Origin of the sequence: Achromobacter sp. NFACC18-2 (assembly GCF_900108985.1) — a bacterium.
Taxonomy (GTDB): domain Bacteria; phylum Pseudomonadota; class Gammaproteobacteria; order Burkholderiales; family Burkholderiaceae_B; genus Achromobacter.
In genome coordinates this window covers 33043-52990 of record NZ_FNYM01000015.1, presented here as the reverse complement: position 1 = coordinate 52990, position 19948 = coordinate 33043, and the positions used below count along the sequence as shown (strand labels likewise).

Annotated in this window: 18 protein-coding genes; 6 read left to right on the top strand and 12 right to left on the bottom strand. The window is 67.4% G+C overall.

The genetic code is table 11. The features are described 5' to 3' along the window. Positions 1-109: 109 nt before the first annotated feature. The 3 genes from BMW75_RS21455 to BMW75_RS21445 are packed head-to-tail and all read left to right on the top strand — an operon-like array spanning position 110 to position 3186. Positions 110-1795 (top strand): thiamine pyrophosphate-binding protein, encoded by a 1686-nt coding sequence (locus tag BMW75_RS21455; RefSeq protein WP_092581777.1) that lies wholly within the window; start codon positions 110-112, stop codon positions 1793-1795. Positions 1796-1844: 49 nt separating this feature from the next. Then, entirely contained in the window at positions 1845-2834 is a 990-nt protein-coding gene (locus tag BMW75_RS21450; RefSeq protein ID WP_092581776.1) for a Bug family tripartite tricarboxylate transporter substrate binding protein, read from the top strand. A 34-nt stretch (positions 2835-2868) separates the two neighbouring features. Further along, positions 2869-3186, top strand: a complete 318-nt coding sequence (locus tag BMW75_RS21445) for an NIPSNAP family protein (protein WP_092581775.1) — start codon at positions 2869-2871, stop codon at positions 3184-3186. 14 nt (positions 3187-3200) lie between these two features. Here BMW75_RS21445 and speG read toward each other — a convergent pair whose 3' ends face one another. Then, positions 3201-3785 (bottom strand): spermidine N1-acetyltransferase, encoded by a 585-nt coding sequence (gene speG / locus BMW75_RS21440; RefSeq protein WP_092581856.1) that lies wholly within the window; start codon positions 3783-3785, stop codon positions 3201-3203. 167 nt (positions 3786-3952) lie between these two features. On the opposite strand from speG, the gene BMW75_RS21435 reads away from it, so the two are divergent. Next, positions 3953-4744, top strand: coding sequence for an IclR family transcriptional regulator (locus BMW75_RS21435; RefSeq protein WP_076521437.1), 792 nt, complete (start codon positions 3953-3955; stop codon positions 4742-4744). 37 nt (positions 4745-4781) lie between these two features. Here BMW75_RS21435 and BMW75_RS21430 read toward each other — a convergent pair whose 3' ends face one another. The 9 genes from BMW75_RS21430 to BMW75_RS21390 all read right to left on the bottom strand — a co-directional run bounded on the left by BMW75_RS21430 (position 4782) and on the right by BMW75_RS21390 (position 14749). Beyond that, positions 4782-5525, bottom strand: coding sequence for a class II aldolase/adducin family protein (locus BMW75_RS21430; RefSeq protein ID WP_092581774.1), 744 nt, complete (start codon positions 5523-5525; stop codon positions 4782-4784). A gap of 18 nt (positions 5526-5543) precedes the next feature. Further along, the gene (locus tag BMW75_RS21425; RefSeq protein WP_092581773.1) at positions 5544-6191 is read right to left on the bottom strand and encodes an FMN-binding negative transcriptional regulator; all 648 of its coding nucleotides are present in this window, start codon (positions 6189-6191) and stop codon (positions 5544-5546) included. A 9-nt stretch (positions 6192-6200) separates the two neighbouring features. Next, the gene (locus BMW75_RS21420) at positions 6201-7181 is read right to left on the bottom strand and encodes an alpha/beta hydrolase fold domain-containing protein (RefSeq protein WP_092581772.1); all 981 of its coding nucleotides are present in this window, start codon (positions 7179-7181) and stop codon (positions 6201-6203) included. Positions 7182-7241: 60 nt separating this feature from the next. Beyond that, on the bottom strand, positions 7242-8168 hold the full coding sequence (locus tag BMW75_RS21415) for a 2-hydroxyacid dehydrogenase (protein WP_092581771.1): 927 nt from the start codon (positions 8166-8168) through the stop codon (positions 7242-7244). An 11-nt stretch (positions 8169-8179) separates the two neighbouring features. After that, positions 8180-9832, bottom strand: coding sequence for an ABC transporter ATP-binding protein (locus BMW75_RS21410; protein WP_092581770.1), 1653 nt, complete (start codon positions 9830-9832; stop codon positions 8180-8182). A 5-nt stretch (positions 9833-9837) separates the two neighbouring features. Beyond that, a complete protein-coding gene (locus BMW75_RS21405; protein WP_076521443.1) occupies positions 9838-10701 on the bottom strand; it encodes an ABC transporter permease in 864 nt (287 codons plus the stop codon). Between the two features lie 8 nt (positions 10702-10709). Further along, positions 10710-11651 carry an ABC transporter permease gene (locus BMW75_RS21400; protein ID WP_092581769.1) on the bottom strand — a complete coding sequence of 314 codons (942 nt, stop codon included), beginning with the start codon at positions 11649-11651 and terminating at the stop codon, positions 10710-10712. 18 nt (positions 11652-11669) lie between these two features. Beyond that, the gene (locus BMW75_RS21395; protein ID WP_139208576.1) at positions 11670-13253 is read right to left on the bottom strand and encodes an ABC transporter substrate-binding protein; all 1584 of its coding nucleotides are present in this window, start codon (positions 13251-13253) and stop codon (positions 11670-11672) included. Positions 13254-13315: 62 nt separating this feature from the next. Next, positions 13316-14749, bottom strand: a complete 1434-nt coding sequence (locus tag BMW75_RS21390; protein WP_076521447.1) for an amidase — start codon at positions 14747-14749, stop codon at positions 13316-13318. 300 nt (positions 14750-15049) lie between these two features. Here BMW75_RS21390 and BMW75_RS21385 point away from each other — a divergent pair, with 300 nt between their 5' ends. Continuing rightward, positions 15050-16546, top strand: coding sequence for a M81 family metallopeptidase (locus BMW75_RS21385; RefSeq protein ID WP_092581767.1), 1497 nt, complete (start codon positions 15050-15052; stop codon positions 16544-16546). Positions 16547-16601: 55 nt separating this feature from the next. Here BMW75_RS21385 and BMW75_RS21380 read toward each other — a convergent pair whose 3' ends face one another. Next, the gene (locus BMW75_RS21380) at positions 16602-17306 is read right to left on the bottom strand and encodes a riboflavin synthase subunit alpha (protein ID WP_092581766.1); all 705 of its coding nucleotides are present in this window, start codon (positions 17304-17306) and stop codon (positions 16602-16604) included. Positions 17307-17406: 100 nt separating this feature from the next. Next, on the bottom strand, positions 17407-18843 hold the full coding sequence (locus BMW75_RS21375; RefSeq protein WP_175493243.1) for an aldehyde dehydrogenase family protein: 1437 nt from the start codon (positions 18841-18843) through the stop codon (positions 17407-17409). 294 nt (positions 18844-19137) lie between these two features. Here BMW75_RS21375 and BMW75_RS21370 point away from each other — a divergent pair, with 294 nt between their 5' ends. Then, complete coding sequence (locus BMW75_RS21370; protein WP_092581764.1) at positions 19138-19941, top strand: FadR/GntR family transcriptional regulator; 804 nt, start codon at positions 19138-19140, stop codon at positions 19939-19941. Positions 19942-19948 lie beyond the last annotated feature (7 nt).

Sequence of the window (19948 nt, the reverse complement as noted above, 5' to 3'; positions counted from 1 at the left end):
ACAAGCTCTGATCTGTCCTAACGCGCCCCGGCCGGGGCTGCGTACAGTTCATCCAGACTCAACCCGCCGCGCTGCGGCCTGATTGAAACGGCGATGAACTGAAACGGCGATGAACGACACTTCAACTTTGATGACGGGCGGCCAGCATGTGGTGCGGGCCTTGCTGGAACACGGCGTGGATACGGTTTTCGGTGTCCCCGGCGAAAGCTACCTGGACGTATTGGACGCCCTGTACACGGCGGGCGACCGGATCCGCCTGGTCTCCTGCCGCCATGAAGGCGCGGCCGCCTTCATGGCCGAGGCGCACGGCAAGCTGACCGGACGCCCGGGCATCTGCATGGTCACGCGCGGCCCCGGCGCCACCAACGCCAGCATCGGCGTGCAGACCGCGTTCCAGGACTCCACGCCGCTCATCGTGCTGGTCGGGCAGGTTGGCAGCGACATGGTCGAGCGCGAGGCGTTCCAGGAGATCGACTACCGCCGCATGTTCGGCCAGTTCACCAAGTGGGTGGCGCAGATCGACAGCCCCGCGCGCGTCACCGAATACATGAACCGCGCGTTTTCCGTCGCGACCTCCGGCCGCCCCGGCCCGGTGGTCCTGGCGCTGCCCGAGGACATGCTGACCGACGTGGCCCCGGCCCTGCCCTGCGGGTCGATCCAGGTGCCGCAGGCCTACCCGGCGCCCGAGGCGCTGGCCGACATGCGCGCGCTGCTGGCCGGTGCGCAACGCCCCCTCATGATCGTGGGCGGCTCGGGATGGACCGACGCGGGACTGGCGAACCTGACCCGCTTTGCCACCCTGAACGGTCTGCCGGTGGCGGCCTCGTTCCGCCGCCAGGACCTGTTCGACAACCGCCACGCGCAGTACGTGGGCGAAGTCGGCATCGGCGTGAACCCCGAACTGGCCGAGGCGGTGCGCAGCGCCGACGTCATCCTGGCCGTGGGCGCGCGGCTGGGCGAGATGGTGACGGGCGGCTACACGCTGCTGCAATCGCCGGTGCCCTCCCAGACGCTGATCCATGTGCTGGCCAGCGCGGAAGAACTGGGCCGCGTCTACCAGCCGGCGCTCAAGATCCAGTCCGGCATGGACGCCTTCGCCCGCATGTCCGCGGAACTGGAGCCCCTGGATGCGGCGCCCTGGCGCGGCTGGGCGAGCGGCCTGCGCGACAACTACCTGCGCTACACGGAACCGCCCGCCTCGACGGCGCGGCTGGACCCCGCGCGCGTCATGCTGACGCTGCGCGACACGCTGGCGCCCAGCGCGATCCTGACCAACGGCGCGGGCAACTACAGCGCCTGGGCGCATCGCTATTACCGCTTCAGCCAGCCCCGCACCCAGCTTGCGCCCACCAGCGGCGCCATGGGTTACGGCGTGCCGGCGGCCATTGCGGCCAAGCTGCGCCACCCCGACCGCCAGGTGATCTGCCTGGCCGGCGACGGCTGCTTCCTGATGACCTCGCAGGAGCTGGCCACCGTGAAACAGCATCGGCTGGGAATCGTATTCATCGTGTTCAACAACGGCATGTACGGCACGATCCGCATGCACCAGGAGATCCATTACCCCGGCCGCACCATCGGCACGGACCTGTGCAACCCCGATTTCGTGGCGTACGCGCAGTCGTTCGGCCTGACCGCCGAACGCGTGGCGAGCCATGAAGACTTCGCCCCCGCCCTGGCGCGTGCGCTGGACAGCGGCTCCCCTTATCTCATCGAACTCAGTCTGGACCCCGAGGTGATCACGCCCCGGGCCACCCTGACGAGCCTGCGCGACAAGGCGCGCGCCGCCAGGACCTGACGCACGCAGGTCCGGCACCCCATAAAAAAATCCAACACTGGAGAGAGACATGACGAATTCCCTGACCCGCGCGCGGCGCCTCGCCGGCGCCGCCATGCTGGCCGCCGCCTCTCTGGGCGCGGTGGCAACGCCCGCCGCGGCGCAATTCCCGGAGCGACCCCTGCGCATCATCGTGCCCTTCGCGGCCGGCGGCGCCACCGACGTGATCGCCCGCACCGTCGCGCAATCCATGTCCACCCGCCTGGGGCAGCCCGTGGTGGTGGAAAACAAGGCGGGCGCCAACGGCAATATCGGCGCCGTCATGGCCGCGCGCGCCGAGCCCGACGGCTACACCTTGCTGATGGCCACCTCCAGCCATGCCATCAACGCCACGCTCTACCACAAGCTGGACTACAACCTGACGCGCGACTTCGCAGGCCTGTCCAACCTGGCGTCGGTGCCCCTGCTGCTGGTGGTGAACCCCTCGGTGCCGGCCAAGACGCCGCAGGAGCTGGCCGCCTACGCCAAGGCCAACGGCAACCGCGTCAACTATGCGTCCGGCGGCACCGGCACCGCGTCGCACCTGGCCGGCGCGCAATTCAATTCGCTGGCGGACGCGCAGATGACGCATGTGCCGTACAAGGGCGGCGCGCAGGCGCTCAATGACCTGATGGGCGGCCAGGTGCAGATCATGTTCGCCAACCTGCCGGAAGTGCTGTCGCAGGTGCAGGCGGGCCGCCTCACGCCCATCGCCGTCACCGGCACGCAGCGCCACGCCGCCCTGCCCGACGTGCCCGCGTTTTCCGAAACGCCCTACACGGCCATGAACGCGCGTTCCTGGTTCGGGCTGTTCGTGCCCGCGGCCACGCCCGCGCCGGTGGTCGAAAAGCTGTCCAAGGCCATCACCGATGGCGTCGCGGACCCCGCGGTGCAGGACAAGCTCAAGGGCCTGGGCGCCGATCCCGTGGGCGACGGCCATGCCGCCTTCCAGCAATACGTGAACAACGAAGTCAAACGCTGGAGCGCGCTGGTCAAGCAGTCCGGCGCCACGGCCGACTAGCAGGCTTTTACGCAACATTCATCGAGGATGCACCATGCTTTACGACGTACGTACCTACACTTGCCGCGCCGGCACCATCAAGAAGCACCTGGCGCTCTACGCCGAGCACGGCTACGAGGTGCAGAGCCGCCATCTGGGCAAGCCGCTCGCCTACATGCAGACCGAGACGGGCAACGTCAACACCTACATGCACATCTGGGTCTATGACAGCGCCGCCGACCGCGAAGCCAAGCGCCAGGCGTTGCAGAAGGACCCGGACTGGGCCACCTACCTGACCAAGAGCGCGGATGCCGGATACCTGATCAGCCAGGAAAACCGGCTGATGACGCCCACGGCGTTCTTCAAGCCCTGAGCGAGCGGCGGGCGTCAGCCCGCCTGCTCTTCCTGCGGCCAGTCGCGCAGCACGGGCGCATCCGGCGCGCCTGGCCCGACGTCGCGCAGATGCTCGTGCTGCAGCAGCGCCATCCGGTAGGCGTCGCGGTACGCGCCGTTGGAAAAGAACTCTTCCTTCAGCAGGCCTTCGATCTGGAAACCGCAGCGCTCGTAGACGTGCACGGCCGCGGTATTGTCCTTGTCGACCATCAGATACACCTTGTGCAGGTTCAGCACGCGAAACGCATAGCCCACGGCAATGCGGGTCGCGGCCTTGGCGTAGCCCCTGCCCTGGTAGCTGGGCGCGATGATGATCTGGAATTCGGCGCGGCGGTGGATGTAATCGATCTCCACCAGTTCGACCAGCCCCGCGGGCTGCCCGGTGTCGTGCTCGATGATGAAGCGCCGCTCGTTCTGGTCATGCAGATGGCGGTCGTACAGGGCGACCAGTTCGTCATAGGCCTCGTAGGGCTCTTCGAACCAGTAGCGCATGATGACGTCGTTATTGTTGATCTTGTGCACGAAGTGCAGGTCGCCGCGCTCGAGGGGGCGAATCTTGATATCGGATGTGACCGACATGATGACCTCGGTATGGCCGCTGATGTAGGGCATTCTATGCCAATCGGCCTGCCGCGCACGGTCTCGCCGGTAAGCACACAAGTATCTATAGGAAATACTTAAGAACCTTTATAAAATCCCTGGGTTCCTATCTGAGCGGGCGACCCATCGCCCTGGAAGCGATATCCATGAGCCGTCCCGACCCCCTGTTCGTTCAATCCCTGGCCAAAGGCTTCGAGCTGCTCGAAGCCTTCGCCCAGCGCCCGTCCACCATGAGCATGAATGAACTCATGGAGATTACGGGGTTCGACCGCAGCACCACGCAGCGCATGACGCACACCCTGGTCACGCTGGGCTACCTGGAACGCGGCGCGGGCGGCAAGGGCTACACGCCCGGCAAAAAGATCCTGCAGCGCAGCTTCGACTACATGCGCAGTGTGCCGCTGCTTGAACGCGCCACCCCGCTCATCGCCGAAATGCAGCGCGAAACCAACGAACGCGTCGAGCTGAGCCTGTTCGACGACCTCTACATCATTTTTGCGCTGCGCCGCCAGACCAAGCGCCAGACCTTCAGCAGCACGCTGGCCGGCCGCGCCTTGCCGATGGTGCAGACGGCCGGCGGGCGCGCCATCATGTCCCATCTGCCCGCCGAAGAGGTCGAAGACATCCTGGCCCGGTCGGCGCAGATGCCGCTTGCCGCCATCCCGACCACGCCCAAGACCGACAACGATCCGGACCGTATCCGCGCCCTGGTCGAGCAGGCGCGCCAGGACGGGTATGCCATTGCCATCGAGGAAAGCATGCTCGGCGAACTGAACCTGGCCGCCGCCATCCTGGACCATCGCCATCGCCCGGTGGCGGCAATTCAGATCGCGGGGCTGGTGTCCGAATGGGCCACGCCGGCGGAATTCGCGCGGCGCTATTCGCCGCTGCTGCTGACCGCCGCGCGCGGCCTGAGCGGCAAGGTCGGCTTGTCCTGACCGCCGGCCCGCCCGTCCAGGTTGGCCAGGCTGTCTTTCATTCGATTGTCTCCAAGTCCGGCTCCAGCAGGCGCCGCGCCGCGGTCCATACCCGCTGCGTGTAGATCGGGGCGGTCGGCCGTTCGTACTGGCTCGCGGTGCGCTCGCACACCGCCTCCGACGGGAACACCAGGGGCGCGCCGGTCGATTGCGCCTTGACCTGCGCCTGGCAGGCGCGCTCCAGGTAATAGATGTTGACGAAGGCCTCCGCCACCGACGAACCGGCCGCGAGCAGGCCGTGGTTGCGCAGGATCATGGCCTTGTGGGGTCCAAGACTGGCGACCAGGCTTTCACGCTCTTCCAGATCCAGCGCAATGCCCTGGTAGTCGTGATAGCCCAGCCGCTTATAAAAGCGCAGCGCATGCTGGGTAATCGGCAACAGGCCGTCGCGCTGGCATGCCACCGCAATGCCATCGGCCGTGTGCGTATGCACCACGCAGGCCAGATCATGGCGCGCGGCGTGCACCGCCGAATGAATGGTGAACCCCGCCGCATTGACCATCTGGCTTTCGGCGTCGCCGGGATCGACCGGATTGCCCTCCAGGTCGATCTTCACCAGATCCTGCGGACGCATTTCATGGAACAGCACGCCGTAGCGGTTGATCAGGAAATGGTTATCCGTGCCCGGCACCCGCGCACTGATGTGGGTGTCGATCAGGTCGGTCATGCGGAAGTGGGCGACAAGGCGGTACAACGCGGCCAGTTCGTCGCGCACGCGCGCTTCGTTTGCATCTTGAATCATGAGGGACTCCGGTTGTGGTCAGGCTGGGCCGGCCGCCTGCGCCGCCAGATCAGGCTGGGCACGGATCAGTCGGGCAATGGCCAGACTGCCAGTGTCGCCCAGGCGCTCCAGTTCGCGTATCACCCCGAGGCGGTCGGCCACCGATTTGTCCTGATTCAGCTTCATCTTTCCTTCCAGCGTGCCGATGGGGATCTCCAGCGCCGCGATCGCCTGCAGGCGCGGCGCCGTCAGGGATTCGGGCATGGACGGGAAGGTCCACTCGCCGCCAAGCGGCGCGTCGTAGCGCGCGACCGTCTCGGAGAGCACCGCGCGGATGGCTTCGGGCGCCTCGATCAGGCGCGGCGCACCGCGCACATGGACCGCCGTGTAGTTCCAGGTGGGAAACGTCTGGCGGTTGACGTACCAACTGGGCGAAATGAACGCGTGCGGTCCCTGGAACAGCACCAGCGCCTGCGCGCCGCCCAGCAAGTCCCGCCATTGCGGGTTGGCGCGCGCCAGGTGGGTGACCAGGACGCCCCGCCCGCCGTCGTCGCGCAGCAGGAACGGCAGATGCGTGGCATTCGCGCCTTCCGCGCCCACGGTCACCAGGGTGGCGAAACTGTGCGCACGGATGAACGCGTGCAGCACGCCGATATCGGTTTCGGCATAGGCCGGCGGGGTATACATCGCGCGCTCCTAGGCCTTGGCGTGCAGCCAGCTCGCCGTGTCGTCGAACGCCTCGCCGGCCACCGCCGCGATCGATACGGCTTCCAGGAAGCTGTGCGCGGTGCCGGGGTAGACCTTGGACGCGACGTCCACGCCGGCTTCGCGCAGCTTGCGCTCCAGCTCGATGCTGTCGTCGTGCAGCGGATCGCATTCGGTCACCACCAGCCACGCCGGCGGCAGGCCCGTCAGGTCGGCGCGCAGGATATCCACCCGGGGGTCGAAGAAGTCCTTGCCGTGGCGGATATGCATGCCGCGGAACCAGATCATCATGTGCAGCGACAGCCCGTATTCCCCCGCGCCGTAGCGGACGACGGAATTGCGGAACAGGTTGCTGCCGAAGCCGCCGTAGTTCAGCACCAGCCCCTTGATGAGCGGGGTGCCCTCGTCGCGCAGCGTCAGCGCCGTGCCCATGGACAGATTGGCGCCGGCGGAATCGCCGCCCACGAAGATCTGGCCCGGGTCGACGTCCAGGTCGGATGCCGACGCGGCGATCCAGCGCAGCACGTCCACGCACTCCTCCAGCGGCTGGGGAAACTTGGCTTCCGGCGCGCGGGTGTAGTCCACGCCGACGACCACGATGCCGGCCCGCTCCGCGTACTCGCGCATCACGCGGTCATGCGTGTCGATGCTGAACAGCACGAAGCCGCCGCCGTGGATGTACATGAAGGCGCCGGGCAGCCGGCGCTGCGCCGGGTAATAGACGCGCACGCGCACCTGGCCGTGCCGCGTCGTGACTTGGCGCTCATCGGTGCGCGCCATGGCGGGACCGCCTTGGGCCCACGGCAAGCGCACCTTTTCGGCGTTGGCGCGGCCCTGCTCGATGGACAGGGTGTCGCGGCGCGGATACTGGGAAGCGTCCGCCGCCATGCGCTTCAGGAATTCTGCGATCTGCGGGTCCAGGGGCGCGGGCGCGCCGGTCGGAATGGTGAACGCGGGGTCATCAAAATACATGGAAGTTTCTCGTCTAGGGTTGGCAATCGGATAACGGGCTGGGCTGATGGGCTGATGGAGTCAGTAGCCGCGCGTCAGGTCCACCGCGTTGGCCAGGGCTTCGCCCTGCCCGAGGCGGCGGATATTGGCCACGACCTGCTCGGCCACGGTGGCGGGCGCCGGCATGGTGGCCATGTGCGGGGTCACGATCACGCCGGGCGTGGACCACAGCGGATTGGCCGAATCCAGCGGCTCCTGGGCAAATACATCCAGGACCGCCCCGCGCAATTGCCCGCGGGCCAGCGCGTCGATCAGGTCCGCCTCGACCAGGTGTTCGCCGCGGCCGCAATTGACCACCGCCGCGCCTTGCGGCAGGGCGTCGAACGTGCGCCGGTTCAGGATGCCGCGGGTGGCGCGGGTCAGCGGCACCAGGCACACCAATATGTCGGTGTTGGCAAGGAACGCGTCGAAGGCGCCCTCGCCCGCATAGACGCGCACGCCCTCGATCTGCCGGGGTGTGCGCGACCACCCATTGACGGCATAGCCCAGCCCCGGCAGCACAGCGGCGATCGCGCCGCCCAGCTCGCCCAGGCCCATCAGGCCGACCCGGCATTGCGAGGCGGGGGTCTGCGCGGGACGGTGCCAGCGCGCGGCGCGCTGGTTGGACAGCGCCAGATCCAGTCTGCGATGGAAGGTCAGCACGCACCACAGCACGTACTGCAGCATCCCCTGCGCAAGCTGCGGATCCACCACGCGGCAGACCGGCAGCCCGCGCGTACGCTGGCCGTCCAGCAGGTTGTCCACGCCGGCGGCGATGCTGTGGATCAGTTTCAGGTTGGGCATGTCGTCGTACACGCCCTCCGGCGGATTCCAGCACACCGCCACGTCGGCCTGCAGGCTGCGCGGGTCGGGCCAGACGGCAACGTCCAGCTCGGGCGCCAGGCCCTGCAACAGGGGCTGGAAGTAGGAAAGATTGGCCGACCGGCTCAATAAGGCAACGCGTGTCATCGCCGTCTCCTTCAAGCGCCGGCCAGGGCCAGGCCGGGCGCGCAGCGGCTGCCCAGCCCTTCCTTGCCGGGGATGGCGGCCAGCAGTTCCTGGGTGTAGGCGCTGCCCGGCCGTGTGAAGATCTGTTCGGCAGGGCCGATCTCCATGACGCGGCCGCGCTGCATCACCGCAATGCGATGGCACAGCCTGGCCGCCACGCGCAGGTCGTGGGTGATGAAGATCATGCTCAGGTTCAACTGCGCGCGGATCCGTTCCAGCAGATCCAGGATCTGGGCCTGCACGGACACGTCCAGCGCCGACACCGCCTCGTCGGCAATCAGGATCTCGGGCTCCATCATCAGCGCCCGCGCGATCGAAATCCGCTGGCGCTGGCCCCCGGAGAACTCGTGCGGGTATCGCTGGAGCGCGCTGTCGTCGATGCTGACCAGCGCCAGCATGTCGCGCATCCGCGCCTGCACGCGCGCCGGATCCTCGCCGTAGTTCAGCGGTCCCTCCGAGAGCGTCGCTTCGATGGTCAGACGCGGATTGAACGAGCGGTAAGGGTCCTGGAACACCATCTGGATGCGCTTGCACCACTGCCGCCAGGCCGCGCGGGACAGGTGCGACACATCTTCGCCGTTCATGACGATGCGCCCGGACGTGGGGCGCGCGAAGTGCGCCAGGCAACGCCCCAGCGTGGTCTTGCCCGACCCCGATTCGCCGACGATGCCCAGCGTTTCGCCACGGGCCAGCGACAGCGAGACGCCGTCCAGCGCGTTGACCTCGCGGCGCTTGGCGCGCAACAGGCTGGACGTCACGAAGCGCATGCCCAGGTTCTCGACCGAGATGACGGGGTCGCCGTCGGGCAGGGGCGCGCCGGCGCCGAACTGCCCCCGGGGCACGGCGTCGATCAGCTTGCGGGTATAGGGATGCTGGGGATTGGCCAGCACCTCGTCGGCGGCGCCGGTCTCGACGATGCGGCCGTGCTGCATCACGATCACCCGGTCCGCGATCTCGGCCACCACGTCGAAGTCGTGCGTGATGAACAGGATGCCGGTGTCGTGGCGCTCGCGCAGGCCGTGCAGCAGGCGCAGCACCTGGGCCTGGGACGTCACGTCCAGGGCGGTGGTCGGTTCGTCGGCAATGATCAACGCCGGCTCCATCGCCAGCGCCATGGCGATCATCACCCGCTGGCGCTGCCCCCCCGACAACTGGTGCGGAAAGGCGTGGCGCAGCGTCTCGGGCGAAGGCAGCCGCATGTCGGCCAGCAGGGCCAGCACGCGCTGGTCGACGTCCCGGCGCGACAGCGACGGACCATGGAACTGGAAGATCTCGGCGATCTGGTCGCCCACCTGCATCAGCGGGTTCAGGGCCGTCATCGGCTCCTGGAAGATCATTGCCATCCGGTCACCCCGCAGGGCGCGCAGTTCGGCCAGGGAGGCGTGCGTGATGTCCCGGCCGGACAGGAGGATCTGGCCACTTTCGAGCGTCAGCGCATGCTTGGGCAGCAGGCCCATGACGGCGCTGGCCGTGACGGATTTGCCAGAGCCGGATTCGCCGACGATGCATACGATTTCGCGCGGATTGACGGTGAGCGCGATGCCCTCGGCGGCATACCGCCGGTCGCCGGCGCCGGGCAGTCTGACCTTCAGGTCGCGGATTTCCAGGATGGGTGTGGAAGACATCGGCTTCAGCCCTTGCGTTGGCGCGCCATGCGCGGGTCCAGGCGGTCGCGCAGCGCGTCGCCGAACAGGTTCACGGACAGGATCAGCAGCGCCAGGAAGACACCCGGAAACAGGACGATCCACGGCGCGCGCTGGAAGAACGCGCGACCCTCGGAAATGATGCTGCCCAGGCTGGGGATCTCGGGCGGAAAGCCCAGTCCCAGGAATCCCAGCACGGCTTCGATCAGGATGGCCGACGCGCAGATGAACGTGGCCTGCACCACCAGCGGATTGATCGTGCTGGGCAGGACGTGGCGCCACAGCACGCGCCACGTCGGGGTGCCCATGCCAAGCGAGGCTTCGACATACGGCTCCTCGCGCACCGACAGCACCACGCTGCGCACCAGCCGGGCCACGCGCGGAATCTCCGGAATGGCGATGGCCGTCACCATGGTCGGGATGGTCGCCCCGCCCAGGGCCACCATGGCAATGGCCAGCAGCAGGCCGGGAATGGCCATGATGCCGTCGATGATGCGCATGACCACCGCGTCGAGCCTGCGGAAGTAGCCTGCCAGCAGGCCGAGCAACAGACCGGCGCACACCGAGATCACGCTGACCAGGGCGGCCAGCGTGATCGACAGGCGTCCGCCGTACAGCACGCGCGAGAACAGGTCGCGGCCCAGCGAATCGGTGCCCAGCAGGTATTCCAGGCTGACCGGCTTGAGCCGCATCCGGGGAGCTAGCGTGGCCGGATCGTGCCAGGTGATGAGGGGCGCCAGCATCGCCAGCCCTACCAGGGCCACCAGCAGCGCGAGACCGGTGAACATCAGCGGATCGCGCGTCAGCGCGGGCCAGAACGAGCGGGGACGGTCCAAAACGGTTGTGTTCATGTCCGGCCTCAATAGCGGATGCGCGGATCGAGGACCACATAAAGCAGGTCGATCGCCAGGTTGATGAAGACATACACGAACGAAAAGAACAGGATCGTGCCCTGCACCACCGGATAGTCGCGCGCCAGCACGGCGTCGACGATCAGGCGCCCGACGCCCGGAATGTTGAAGATGGTTTCGGTGACGACCACGCCGCTGATGAGCGTGGTGAGCGCCAGGCCGATGACGGTCACGATGGGCACCGCGGCGTTGCGCAAGGCGTGGCGGTACAGGACATAGCGTTCGGGCACCCCCTTGGCGCGCGCCGTGCGCACGAAGTCCTCGCCCAGCACTTCCAGCATGCTGCCCCGCGTGATGCGGGTGATCAGCGCCACGAACACCGTCGCCAGCGTGATGGTCGGCAGGGCCATGTGGTACAGAAACGTGCCAAAGCCCGAGGCCAGCTCCGCGTAGCCCTGCACCGGCAGCCAATTGAGCTTCACGGAAAACACCAGGATCAGCAGATAGCCGACCACGAACGCCGGCACCGAGAACGCCAGCACCGTCAACGCCAGGGTGATGCGGTCGAACAGGCCCTTGTGCCACCACGCCGAGAAGACCCCCAGCGGAATCGCGGCGCAGATGGTCAGCAGGATCGCGCAGATCGCCAGCGCCATCGTCGGGCCCAGCCGCTGGCCGATCAGGGTCGCCACCGGGTCCTTGGAAATGATCGAGGCACCCAGGTCGCCCTTGAGCAATGCGCCCATGGCCAGCAGGTACTGCGTGGGCAGCGGTCGATCCAGGCCCATTTCGGCGCGGACCTCCGCCACGGCCTGCTCGCTGGCCATGTCGCCGGCGATGACGCGGGCGGGGTCGCCCGGCGCCAGCCGCAACAGCAGGAACACCACGGTGGCCACCACCAGCATCACGGGGATGGCGGCCAGCACGCGCTTGAAGATCAGGTTGAGCATGATGGAGATCCCCTTGCGCTACTTGGGCGAGGTCCAGAAGAGCGGAATCGGCGCGTCGACCAGATCGGCGAACTTGGCGTTGTATCCCTTGAACTTGGAATACCCGCCCAGCGGCACATACATCACCTGCTCGTAATTGCGGCGCTGGATCGCCAGGGCCAGTTCGCGGCGCTCGTCCTCGCTGCGGGCGGCGGCGAAGCGGTTGCGCAGGGAGTCCATGACCTCGTCGTGGGTCCAGCCGGGATAGGTGGTGCCGGCGCGCCCGTCCAGGTTGGGGTTGCCCACGGCCGAGATCAGGTCCAGGCTGGACATGTTGGACTGGAAGATGCTCCAGCCGCCCTCGTCCACGCCCTCCTTTTTGCTGCGGCGGCTGAGCAGCGTGGCCCAGTCCATCGACTGGATCTCGACGTTCATGCCGATGCTGCGCAGGGCCTGCGCCGTGACGGGCGCGATGTTGGCGAAGATGGGCAGGTCGGTCGGATGCAGCACCACGACCTTTTCGCCGGCGTAACCGCTTTCCTTGAGCAGCTTGCGGGCGTGCGCCAGGTCCGGCGCCTTGATCTGCGTGGCGCCTTCCTCGGACGCATAGGGCGACACGCAGGTCAGGACCGCGCCGCACACCTGGTAGACCTCGGGATCACCGATCTGCGCATCCAGGTAATCCTGCTGGTACAGGGCCGCCAGCGCCGCCCGCCGCACCTTCACATTGTTGAAAGGCGCCTGCAGCCAATTCATCCTCAGGGTGAACATGTTGGAGTTCTTGCCATAGGATTTCAACGCGATGCCCTTGGCGTCCTTCAACTGCGGCATCAGGTCGGGCGGCACATCCTCCAGAAAGTCGATCTCGCCGTTACGCAGGGCATTCACCGCTGTCTGGCTGTCAGGGATGTTCACCAATTCCAGCCGGTCGACCTTGGCGACCTTGCCGCCCGCGAACGCGCTAGCGGGTTCCTTGCGCGGCACGTAGCCGGCGAACTTCACATAGGTGGCCTTTACGCCCGCCTGGAAGTCAGCCTGCACGAATCGATACGGGCCCGATCCCACGGTCTCGGTAATTGCCTGGGAGGCCGGCGCGGAGGCGATGCGCTTGGGCATGATGAAAGGCACCGGCGAGCTTTCCTTTGCCAGCGACTCCAGCACCAGGCCATAAGGGGTCTTGAGCTTCAGCGTGAAGGTGTCCGCGCCCGACGCGGCCAGCTCCGCCGTGGCGTTCTTGAGCCGATTGCCGATCGTGGCATCGCCGGCCTCCCAGCGCTGCAGGGACGCGACCACGTCGTCGGCCGTCACCGGCGCGCCGTCGTGGAAGACCAGCCCCGGACGCAACTTGAAGGTATAGGCCATGCCGTCTTCAGATACCTTCCACGACTCCACCATCTGCGGCTGCGGACGGCCCGCGGCATCCATGGAGAACAGCGTGTCGTACACCAGATAGCCGTGGTTGCGCGTTACGTAGGCCGAGGTCAGGATCGGGTCCAGCACGCGCAGCGGCGCATGCATCACGAACTTGGCGGAGGTCTCGGCCTGGCTGGCGGTGGGCGCCGCAGCCAGCGGGCCCGCCACGGCCAGGAACATGGCTGCGGAAAACATAAAGGATCGTTTCATTTCTTCCCCTTGTGTGATTTGGTACGGCGCCGCCGGATCGTGCCGGCGGACCGCGATGCCGATCAGGGCAGCAAGATCTGCCGCCCCGCCCACGGAGCGGCCCGCTCCAGCTCGGCTGCCATGCGCAGGACCTGGTCCTCGCGCCCGAAGTGCCCGATCAACTGGCTTGCCACAGGCACTCCCGATTCCGTCCAGTCCAGCGGCAGGCTGGCTGCCGGCTGGCCCGACGCATTGATCACCGCCAGAAAGGTCGCGTAACGCGACACCTTTTCGCGGAACGCCCAGAACTCCCCTTCCAGCGCCAGGTCGCCCAGCTTGGCGGGCAGTTGCGCCAGCGTGGGCGTCAGCACCAGGTCGAAGCCGGTCATGGCCGACTCGATGGCGCGTCCAATCGCGTGGAAGCGGTTGATCGAATCGACGTATTGCGTGGACGACAACTCGCGTCCGATCGACAGGCCATCGCGGATGACCGGTTCCAGGTCGTCGTCGCGCAAGGTGCGGCCGCGAATGGCCAGCCTGGCCTGCACGGCCAGCACGATATTGGTGGCCAGCACCGTGCCATGGGCGCGGACGAATCCGGAATAGTCCAGGTCGGGCAACGGCGCTTCCACGACCTCGTGGCCCAGCTCCTGGCACAGGCGGGCCGTCCGCTCGACGGCGGCAAGGCATTCCGGGGCAATGGGAATGCCATTCCAGGCCTGTCGCCACAACGCGATGCGCAGCGGCTCGCGGCGCTGCTCGCGCACGGAATCCAGATAGGAACCCGGCGCGGGCGGCGCGGCGTAGGGCGCGCCCGGGGCGTAACCGCCGATGCCATCCATGGCGGCCGCGGTATCGCGCACGCTGCGGGTCAGCACGCCTTCGCAGGCCATGCCGCCCCACCCTTCGCCACGCGCCGGCCCCATGGGCACGCGCCCGCGGCTGGGCTTGAGTCCGAACACGCCGCAGCAGGCCGCCGGAATGCGGATCGAACCGCCGCCGTCGCTGCCATGGGCCACCGGCACGATGCCGGCCGCCACCGCGGCCGCCGCGCCGCCGCTCGAACCGCCCACCGACCGGTCGAGCGCGCGCGGATTCAGCGTGGGTCCGCCGTTGCGGCGCGCTTCCGTGGACGGTCCCATGCACAGTTCAGAGACGGTGGTGCGGGCGAAGGGAATCAGCCCCAGCGCCTCGAAGCGCTCGGCCAGCGTCGCGTCGAACCCATACTCGGTGTCGTCGAACAACGCCGAACCCAGGCTGGACGGAAAGCGCCGGCTGGGCAGGCCCGAATCCTTCAGCAAGAAAGGAATGCCGCGGAACAGACCGCGTTCGTTCCATTGTTCCGCCAGGCGGCGGCCGGTGTCGGGCTGCGCGTAGGTCAGCGCGTTCAGCGGCGAGCCGCGTTCCTCGGCCAGTTGCAGCGCGCATTCCATCAGTTCCGCCGGCGTCGCCTGCCTGCGCGCAAGCAGCGCCGCCAGGTCCAACCCATCCAGCTTTTCGTATTCGTCTATCCGCATGACTTCCCTGCAAATTTGATGCGCCTGAGTGGCGGGCGCGACATGGCGCATCCGGTTCGATGCGCGATCACGGGTCAACTTTTGAAGTATTGATTAGCAATACCTACGTAGTTCATAAAAATATTCTAAGCGAGCAACTTCGCGGCGTGCAACGCAGGATTGATCAGGGATTTCCCGCGATAACGGGCGTGGGCGGCCATGGGCGGACATATGCGGCACTGGCGGTATTGCTGAAGGCTGCGCCGCCCCCAATAATTCCCGGACCCTTGAATTCACGCCCCATCGGCGAGGAAAACGAACATGCACATCCTGGTTGCAGGCTTCCAGCACGAAACCAACACCTTCGCGCCGTCCAAGGCGGGCTACGAGAACTTCGTCCGCGGCGAGGGCTTTCCCGCGATGGTGCGGGGTGCGGACGTGCTGGGGCTGCGCGAGGTCAACATCCCGGCGGGCGGCTTCATCAATGCCGTGGCGGCCGAAGGCCACACCGTCAAGACCGTGATCTGGGCCGGCGCGAGCCCGTCGGCCCATGTGACGCAGGACGCCTACGAGCGCATCGCCGGCGAGATCCTGGACGCGGTCCGGGCGGGCGGCTTTGACGCCATCTACCTGGACCTGCACGGCGCGATGGTCACCGAGCATCTGGACGACGGCGAAGGCGAGCTCCTGGCCCGCGTGCGCGAGATCGTGGGGCCGGACGTGCCGGTGGTCGCCAGCCTTGACCTGCACGCGAACGTCACCGCGCGCATGCTGCAGATGGCGGACGGACTGGTCGCGTTTCGCACCTATCCGCACGTGGACATGGCCGACACCGGCGAGCGGGCCGCGCGCCTGCTGGCCGCCCGCATCCAGGCCGGCGAGCAATGGACGCGCAGCGAACGCCGGCTGCCCTTCCTGATTCCGATCAACGGCATGTGCACCATGCTCCAGCCCTCGCAGGGCGTGTACGAACTGCTGGCGGAACTGGAACAGGCGCCCGGGATCGCGTCGATCTCGTTCGCGCCGGGCTTTCCGGCGGCGGATTTTCCGGAGTGCGGACCGGTGGTGTGGGCCTACGGCACGGACGCCGCGGCAGTGACACAGGCGGTGGAATCGCTGTACGCCCGCGTGCAGGCGCTGGAGCCCGAATGGTCGCCCGATTTCCTGGAGCCGGCCGAAGCCGTGCGGCGCGCGCAGGCCCTGGCCGCGAGCGCCACGCGGCCCGTGGTCATCGCGGACACGCAGGACAATCCCGGCGCGGGCGGCGACGCGAACACGACCGGCATGCTGCGCGCGCTGGTGCAGGCCGACGCGCAGAACGCGGCGTTGGGGCTGCTTTATGACCCCGAGGCAGTGCGCCAGGCGACGAACGCAGGCGTGGGCGCCACCGTCAGGCTCAGCCTGGGCGGACAATCCGGCGTGGCGGGCGATGCGCCGTTCGAAGGCGAATTCGAGGTCGAGGCGCTGTCAGACGGCAAGCTGCGTTTTGACGGGCCGATGATGAACGGCATGGACGTGGACCTGGGCGCGGTCGCCACGCTGCGCATCGGCGGCGTGCGCGTCGTGGTCAGCGCCGGCAAGGCGCAGATGCTGGACCGCAACCTGTTCCGCGTCGGCGGCGTGCAGCCCGAGGAGATGGGAATGCTGGTGGTGAAAAGCTCGGTGCACTTCCGCGCCGATTTCCAGCCCATTGCGCACGAAGTGTTGGTGGCCAAGGCGCCCGGCCCGATGCAGGCCGACCCGGCGGATCTGCCCTGGACCCGACTGGCGCCGGGCATGCGCGTGCGGCCGCAGGGGCAGCCGTTCGCGGCGAAGTGAGGGCGACGCGGTCTGGGGGGTCGGCAGCGGCCCGCCGGGCGGCCGGGCGGCCGGATTACTTCAGCTTGCCCTGCGGGCTGACGAAGTCTTCCAGCATCAACCCCTTTTCCTTCAGGATCGCTTCAAGCAGCGGCTGCAGCTTGCCCAGGCTTTCCTGGACAGTCTCGCGCACGGTGTCGACGATGACCTGGGTGCTGCGCTCGATCTCGATATTGACCGCGTCGCCCACCTGCTTGTCCTCGAAGACCGTCATGCGGCGCGTCTCGGGGATCAGCCAGACCTCGAACCAGCCCTCGGCCCGGTTCACTTCCGACACGGTGAGGCTGGCGCCGTTGATGGCGATGTAGCCCTTGGCGAACACGTACTTGCGAAACGCCTCGGGGATGCTGAAGCGCATCAGGCGATTGGTATCGGAGGACTTCACCATCAGCACTTCCGACGTGAAATCGACGTGGCCCGACAGCGGATGGCCGCCGATCTCAGCGCCGTCCTTGGCCGCGCGCTCGACGTTGGCGCGGTCGCCCTCGACGTAGCGGCCCAGCGTGGTGATGGCCAGGCTTTGCAGCATGACATCGAAGGTGGCCTGGCTTTCCGACAGGATTTCAGTGACGGTCAGGCACACGCCGTCCGTCGATACGCTGGCGCCGATGGCCAGGTCGGTGCAGAAGCCCGGGGGGAAATCCAGCGTGAACGTGCGCAGGCCCTCGCGATCCGCGATCTTTGCGATCTTCGCGGTGCCTTGAACAATACCGGTGAACATACGGATCCTGAATGCGGGGCGGCGCGCCCCGGAAGCAAAACATCAACGTTAACCGATATTTTGCCCGGGGCCGCCGCCCGTCCCGCGATCCGTAACGCGATCAGTGGCGGATCGCGATGGTCTTCAGGGAGGTGAAGCCGTAGAGCGCCTCAAAGCCCTTTTCGCGGCCATAGCCCGACTGGCGCGATCCGCCGAACGGCAGCTCCACGCCGCCGCCCGCGCCGTAGTTGTTGATGAACACCTGGCCGGCGCGCAGCTTGCGCGCAAGACGCATCTGGCGGCCGCCGTCGCGGGTCCACACGCCGGCCACCAGGCCATAGAGCGTGCCGTTGGCGATTTCCAGCGCTTCTTCCTCGGTGTCGAACACCATGGCGGCCAGCACCGGACCGAAGACCTCTTCCTGCGCCAGGCGGCTATCCGGCGGCACGTCGCGGAACAGGACGGGCGGCTGGTAGAAGCCCGCTTCCGGCGTGCCATCCTTCAGCTTGCCGCGCGCGGCCACTTTCATGCCTTGCGCTTCGGCCTCGGCCAGGAACCCGCGCACGCGGTCCTGCTGGCGCGCGTTGATCAGCGGGCCGACGTCCAGGTCGGCGGCGGCCGGGCCGGTCACCGTGGCCGCGAACGCGTCCGACAGGCGCTTGAGCACGGTTTCATACACGCCGCGCTGGATCAGCACGCGGCTGCCGGCCGAGCACGTCTGGCCCGCGTTCTGGATGATGGCGCCCAGCAGCACGGGCATCGCGGCGTCCAGGTCGGCGTCGTCGAACACGATCTGCGGCGACTTGCCACCCAGTTCCAGCGTGACCGGCACGTGGTTTTCCGCGGCGGCGTGGGCCACCATCTTGCCCGTTTGCGGCGAGCCGGTAAACGAGATGTGGTCGATGCCGGGATGCGCGGACAGCGCGGCGCCCGCTTCGTGGCCGTAGCCGGTGACGATGTTCAGCGCGCCCGCGGGCAGCCCGACCTCGGCGGCGATCTCGGCCAGCTTCAGCAGCGACAGGCAGGCGTCCTCGGCAGGCTTGACCACGCAGGCATTGCCCGCGGCCAGCGCCGCGCCGACGCTGCGCCCGAAGATCTGCAGGGGGTAGTTCCAGGGCACGATGTGGCCGGTGACGCCGTGCGGCTCGCGCACCGTCAGGACGGTGAAGCCCGGCGTGTAGGGAATGGTCTCGCCGTGCAGCTTGTCGACCGCGCCGGCGTAGAACTCGAAGTAACGCGCCACGGCAGCGGCGTCGGCGCGAGCCTGCTTGATGGGCTTGCCGGTGTCGGCCGATTCAAGCTGGGCCAGTTCTTCCTGGCGGTCCAGCAGGGCAAACGCGATCTTCATCAGCAGGCGGCTGCGAACGGCGGGCGCCATCTGGCCCCACTCGCCCTCGAAGGCCTGGCGCGCGGCCTGCACGGCGCGGTCCACGTCGGCTTCGTTCGAGCGGGCGAGTTCCTCGAACGGCTTGCCATCGGACGGGTTCAGGACGGGAATGGTTTCACCGGTGGCAGCGGCCACCCATTGGTTGGCGATAAAGTTCTTCTGAGTCACGATGTGCGGAGTAAAGTAGCGGCCGAACGGCCGGTTGGGGGGATCTGCGTGTCTCCAGGCGCTTCCCGGCGGCTGGGCCGGTTGCGCCGCCGGCGCGTCGTGCGCGCGGGCGTTGTGGTTTGATGGCAAGGTACGGGAGCGCCCCGCAACTTGTCAATTGGAATGACAGCTTTTATCCCAAGCTTCGGGACATTTTTCTGAATGACCGGGTTATCCCTAATATTTCAGGGGCTTAGCGCCCCACGGGTTAGTCATGAAGGATGACAACCCGTCCCCCATCTTCAAGGAGCGCGCCTGATGAGCAACGTGCGTGACCCGCAGCTCGAATCGCTGTTGGCCGCGGCCACCCGCCCCCGTCCCGAACTGGACGTGCTGGCGGAAGTGGCGTCCGGCCTGGGCTACGTCCGCGCCGAGCGCTTTGCCGAGCGCGTCTACGAAAGCCTCTTCTACGCGATCGCCACCGGCAAGATCGCGCCCGGCAACAAGCTGCCCACGGAGCTGGAACTGGCTGCGCTGTTCGAGGTGTCGCGCCCCGTCGTGCGCCAGGCGCTGGACCGGCTGCGCGAAGACCAGCTCGTGGATTCCATCCGGGGATCGGGCACCTACGTGAAGTCCAAGCCGGACCTGATGGGCGGCATGCCGGCAATCGACCCCGCGCGCCGGGTCGGCCACATCCTCGAAGGCCTGGAACTACGCATGGTGATCGAACCCGAATGCGCCCACCTCGCCGCGCTGCGCCGCACCCCCGAGGATCTGCAGGAAATGGACCGCATGCTGACCGGCTACGAAGAAGCCGACGCGTCCGGCGCCATCGCCCACCATCACGACTACGGCTTTCACCGCGCGATTGCGTCCGCCACCGGCAACCAGCGCTTCGTGCAGGTGCTCAAGTCACTGGAGTACGACGTCAGCCACGCCGTGAACGTCATGCGCCATCTGGTGCACAGTGAACCCTGGAAGCGCACGCGCGCCGCCATCGACGAACACCGCCACATCTACACCCTGATCCGCGACCAGGACGCCGACGGCGCGCGCAACGTCATGCGCGCCCACATCGAAAAAGCCCGCAGCCGCATGCTCAACAGCGGCTCCGAACACTAAGCAGGAA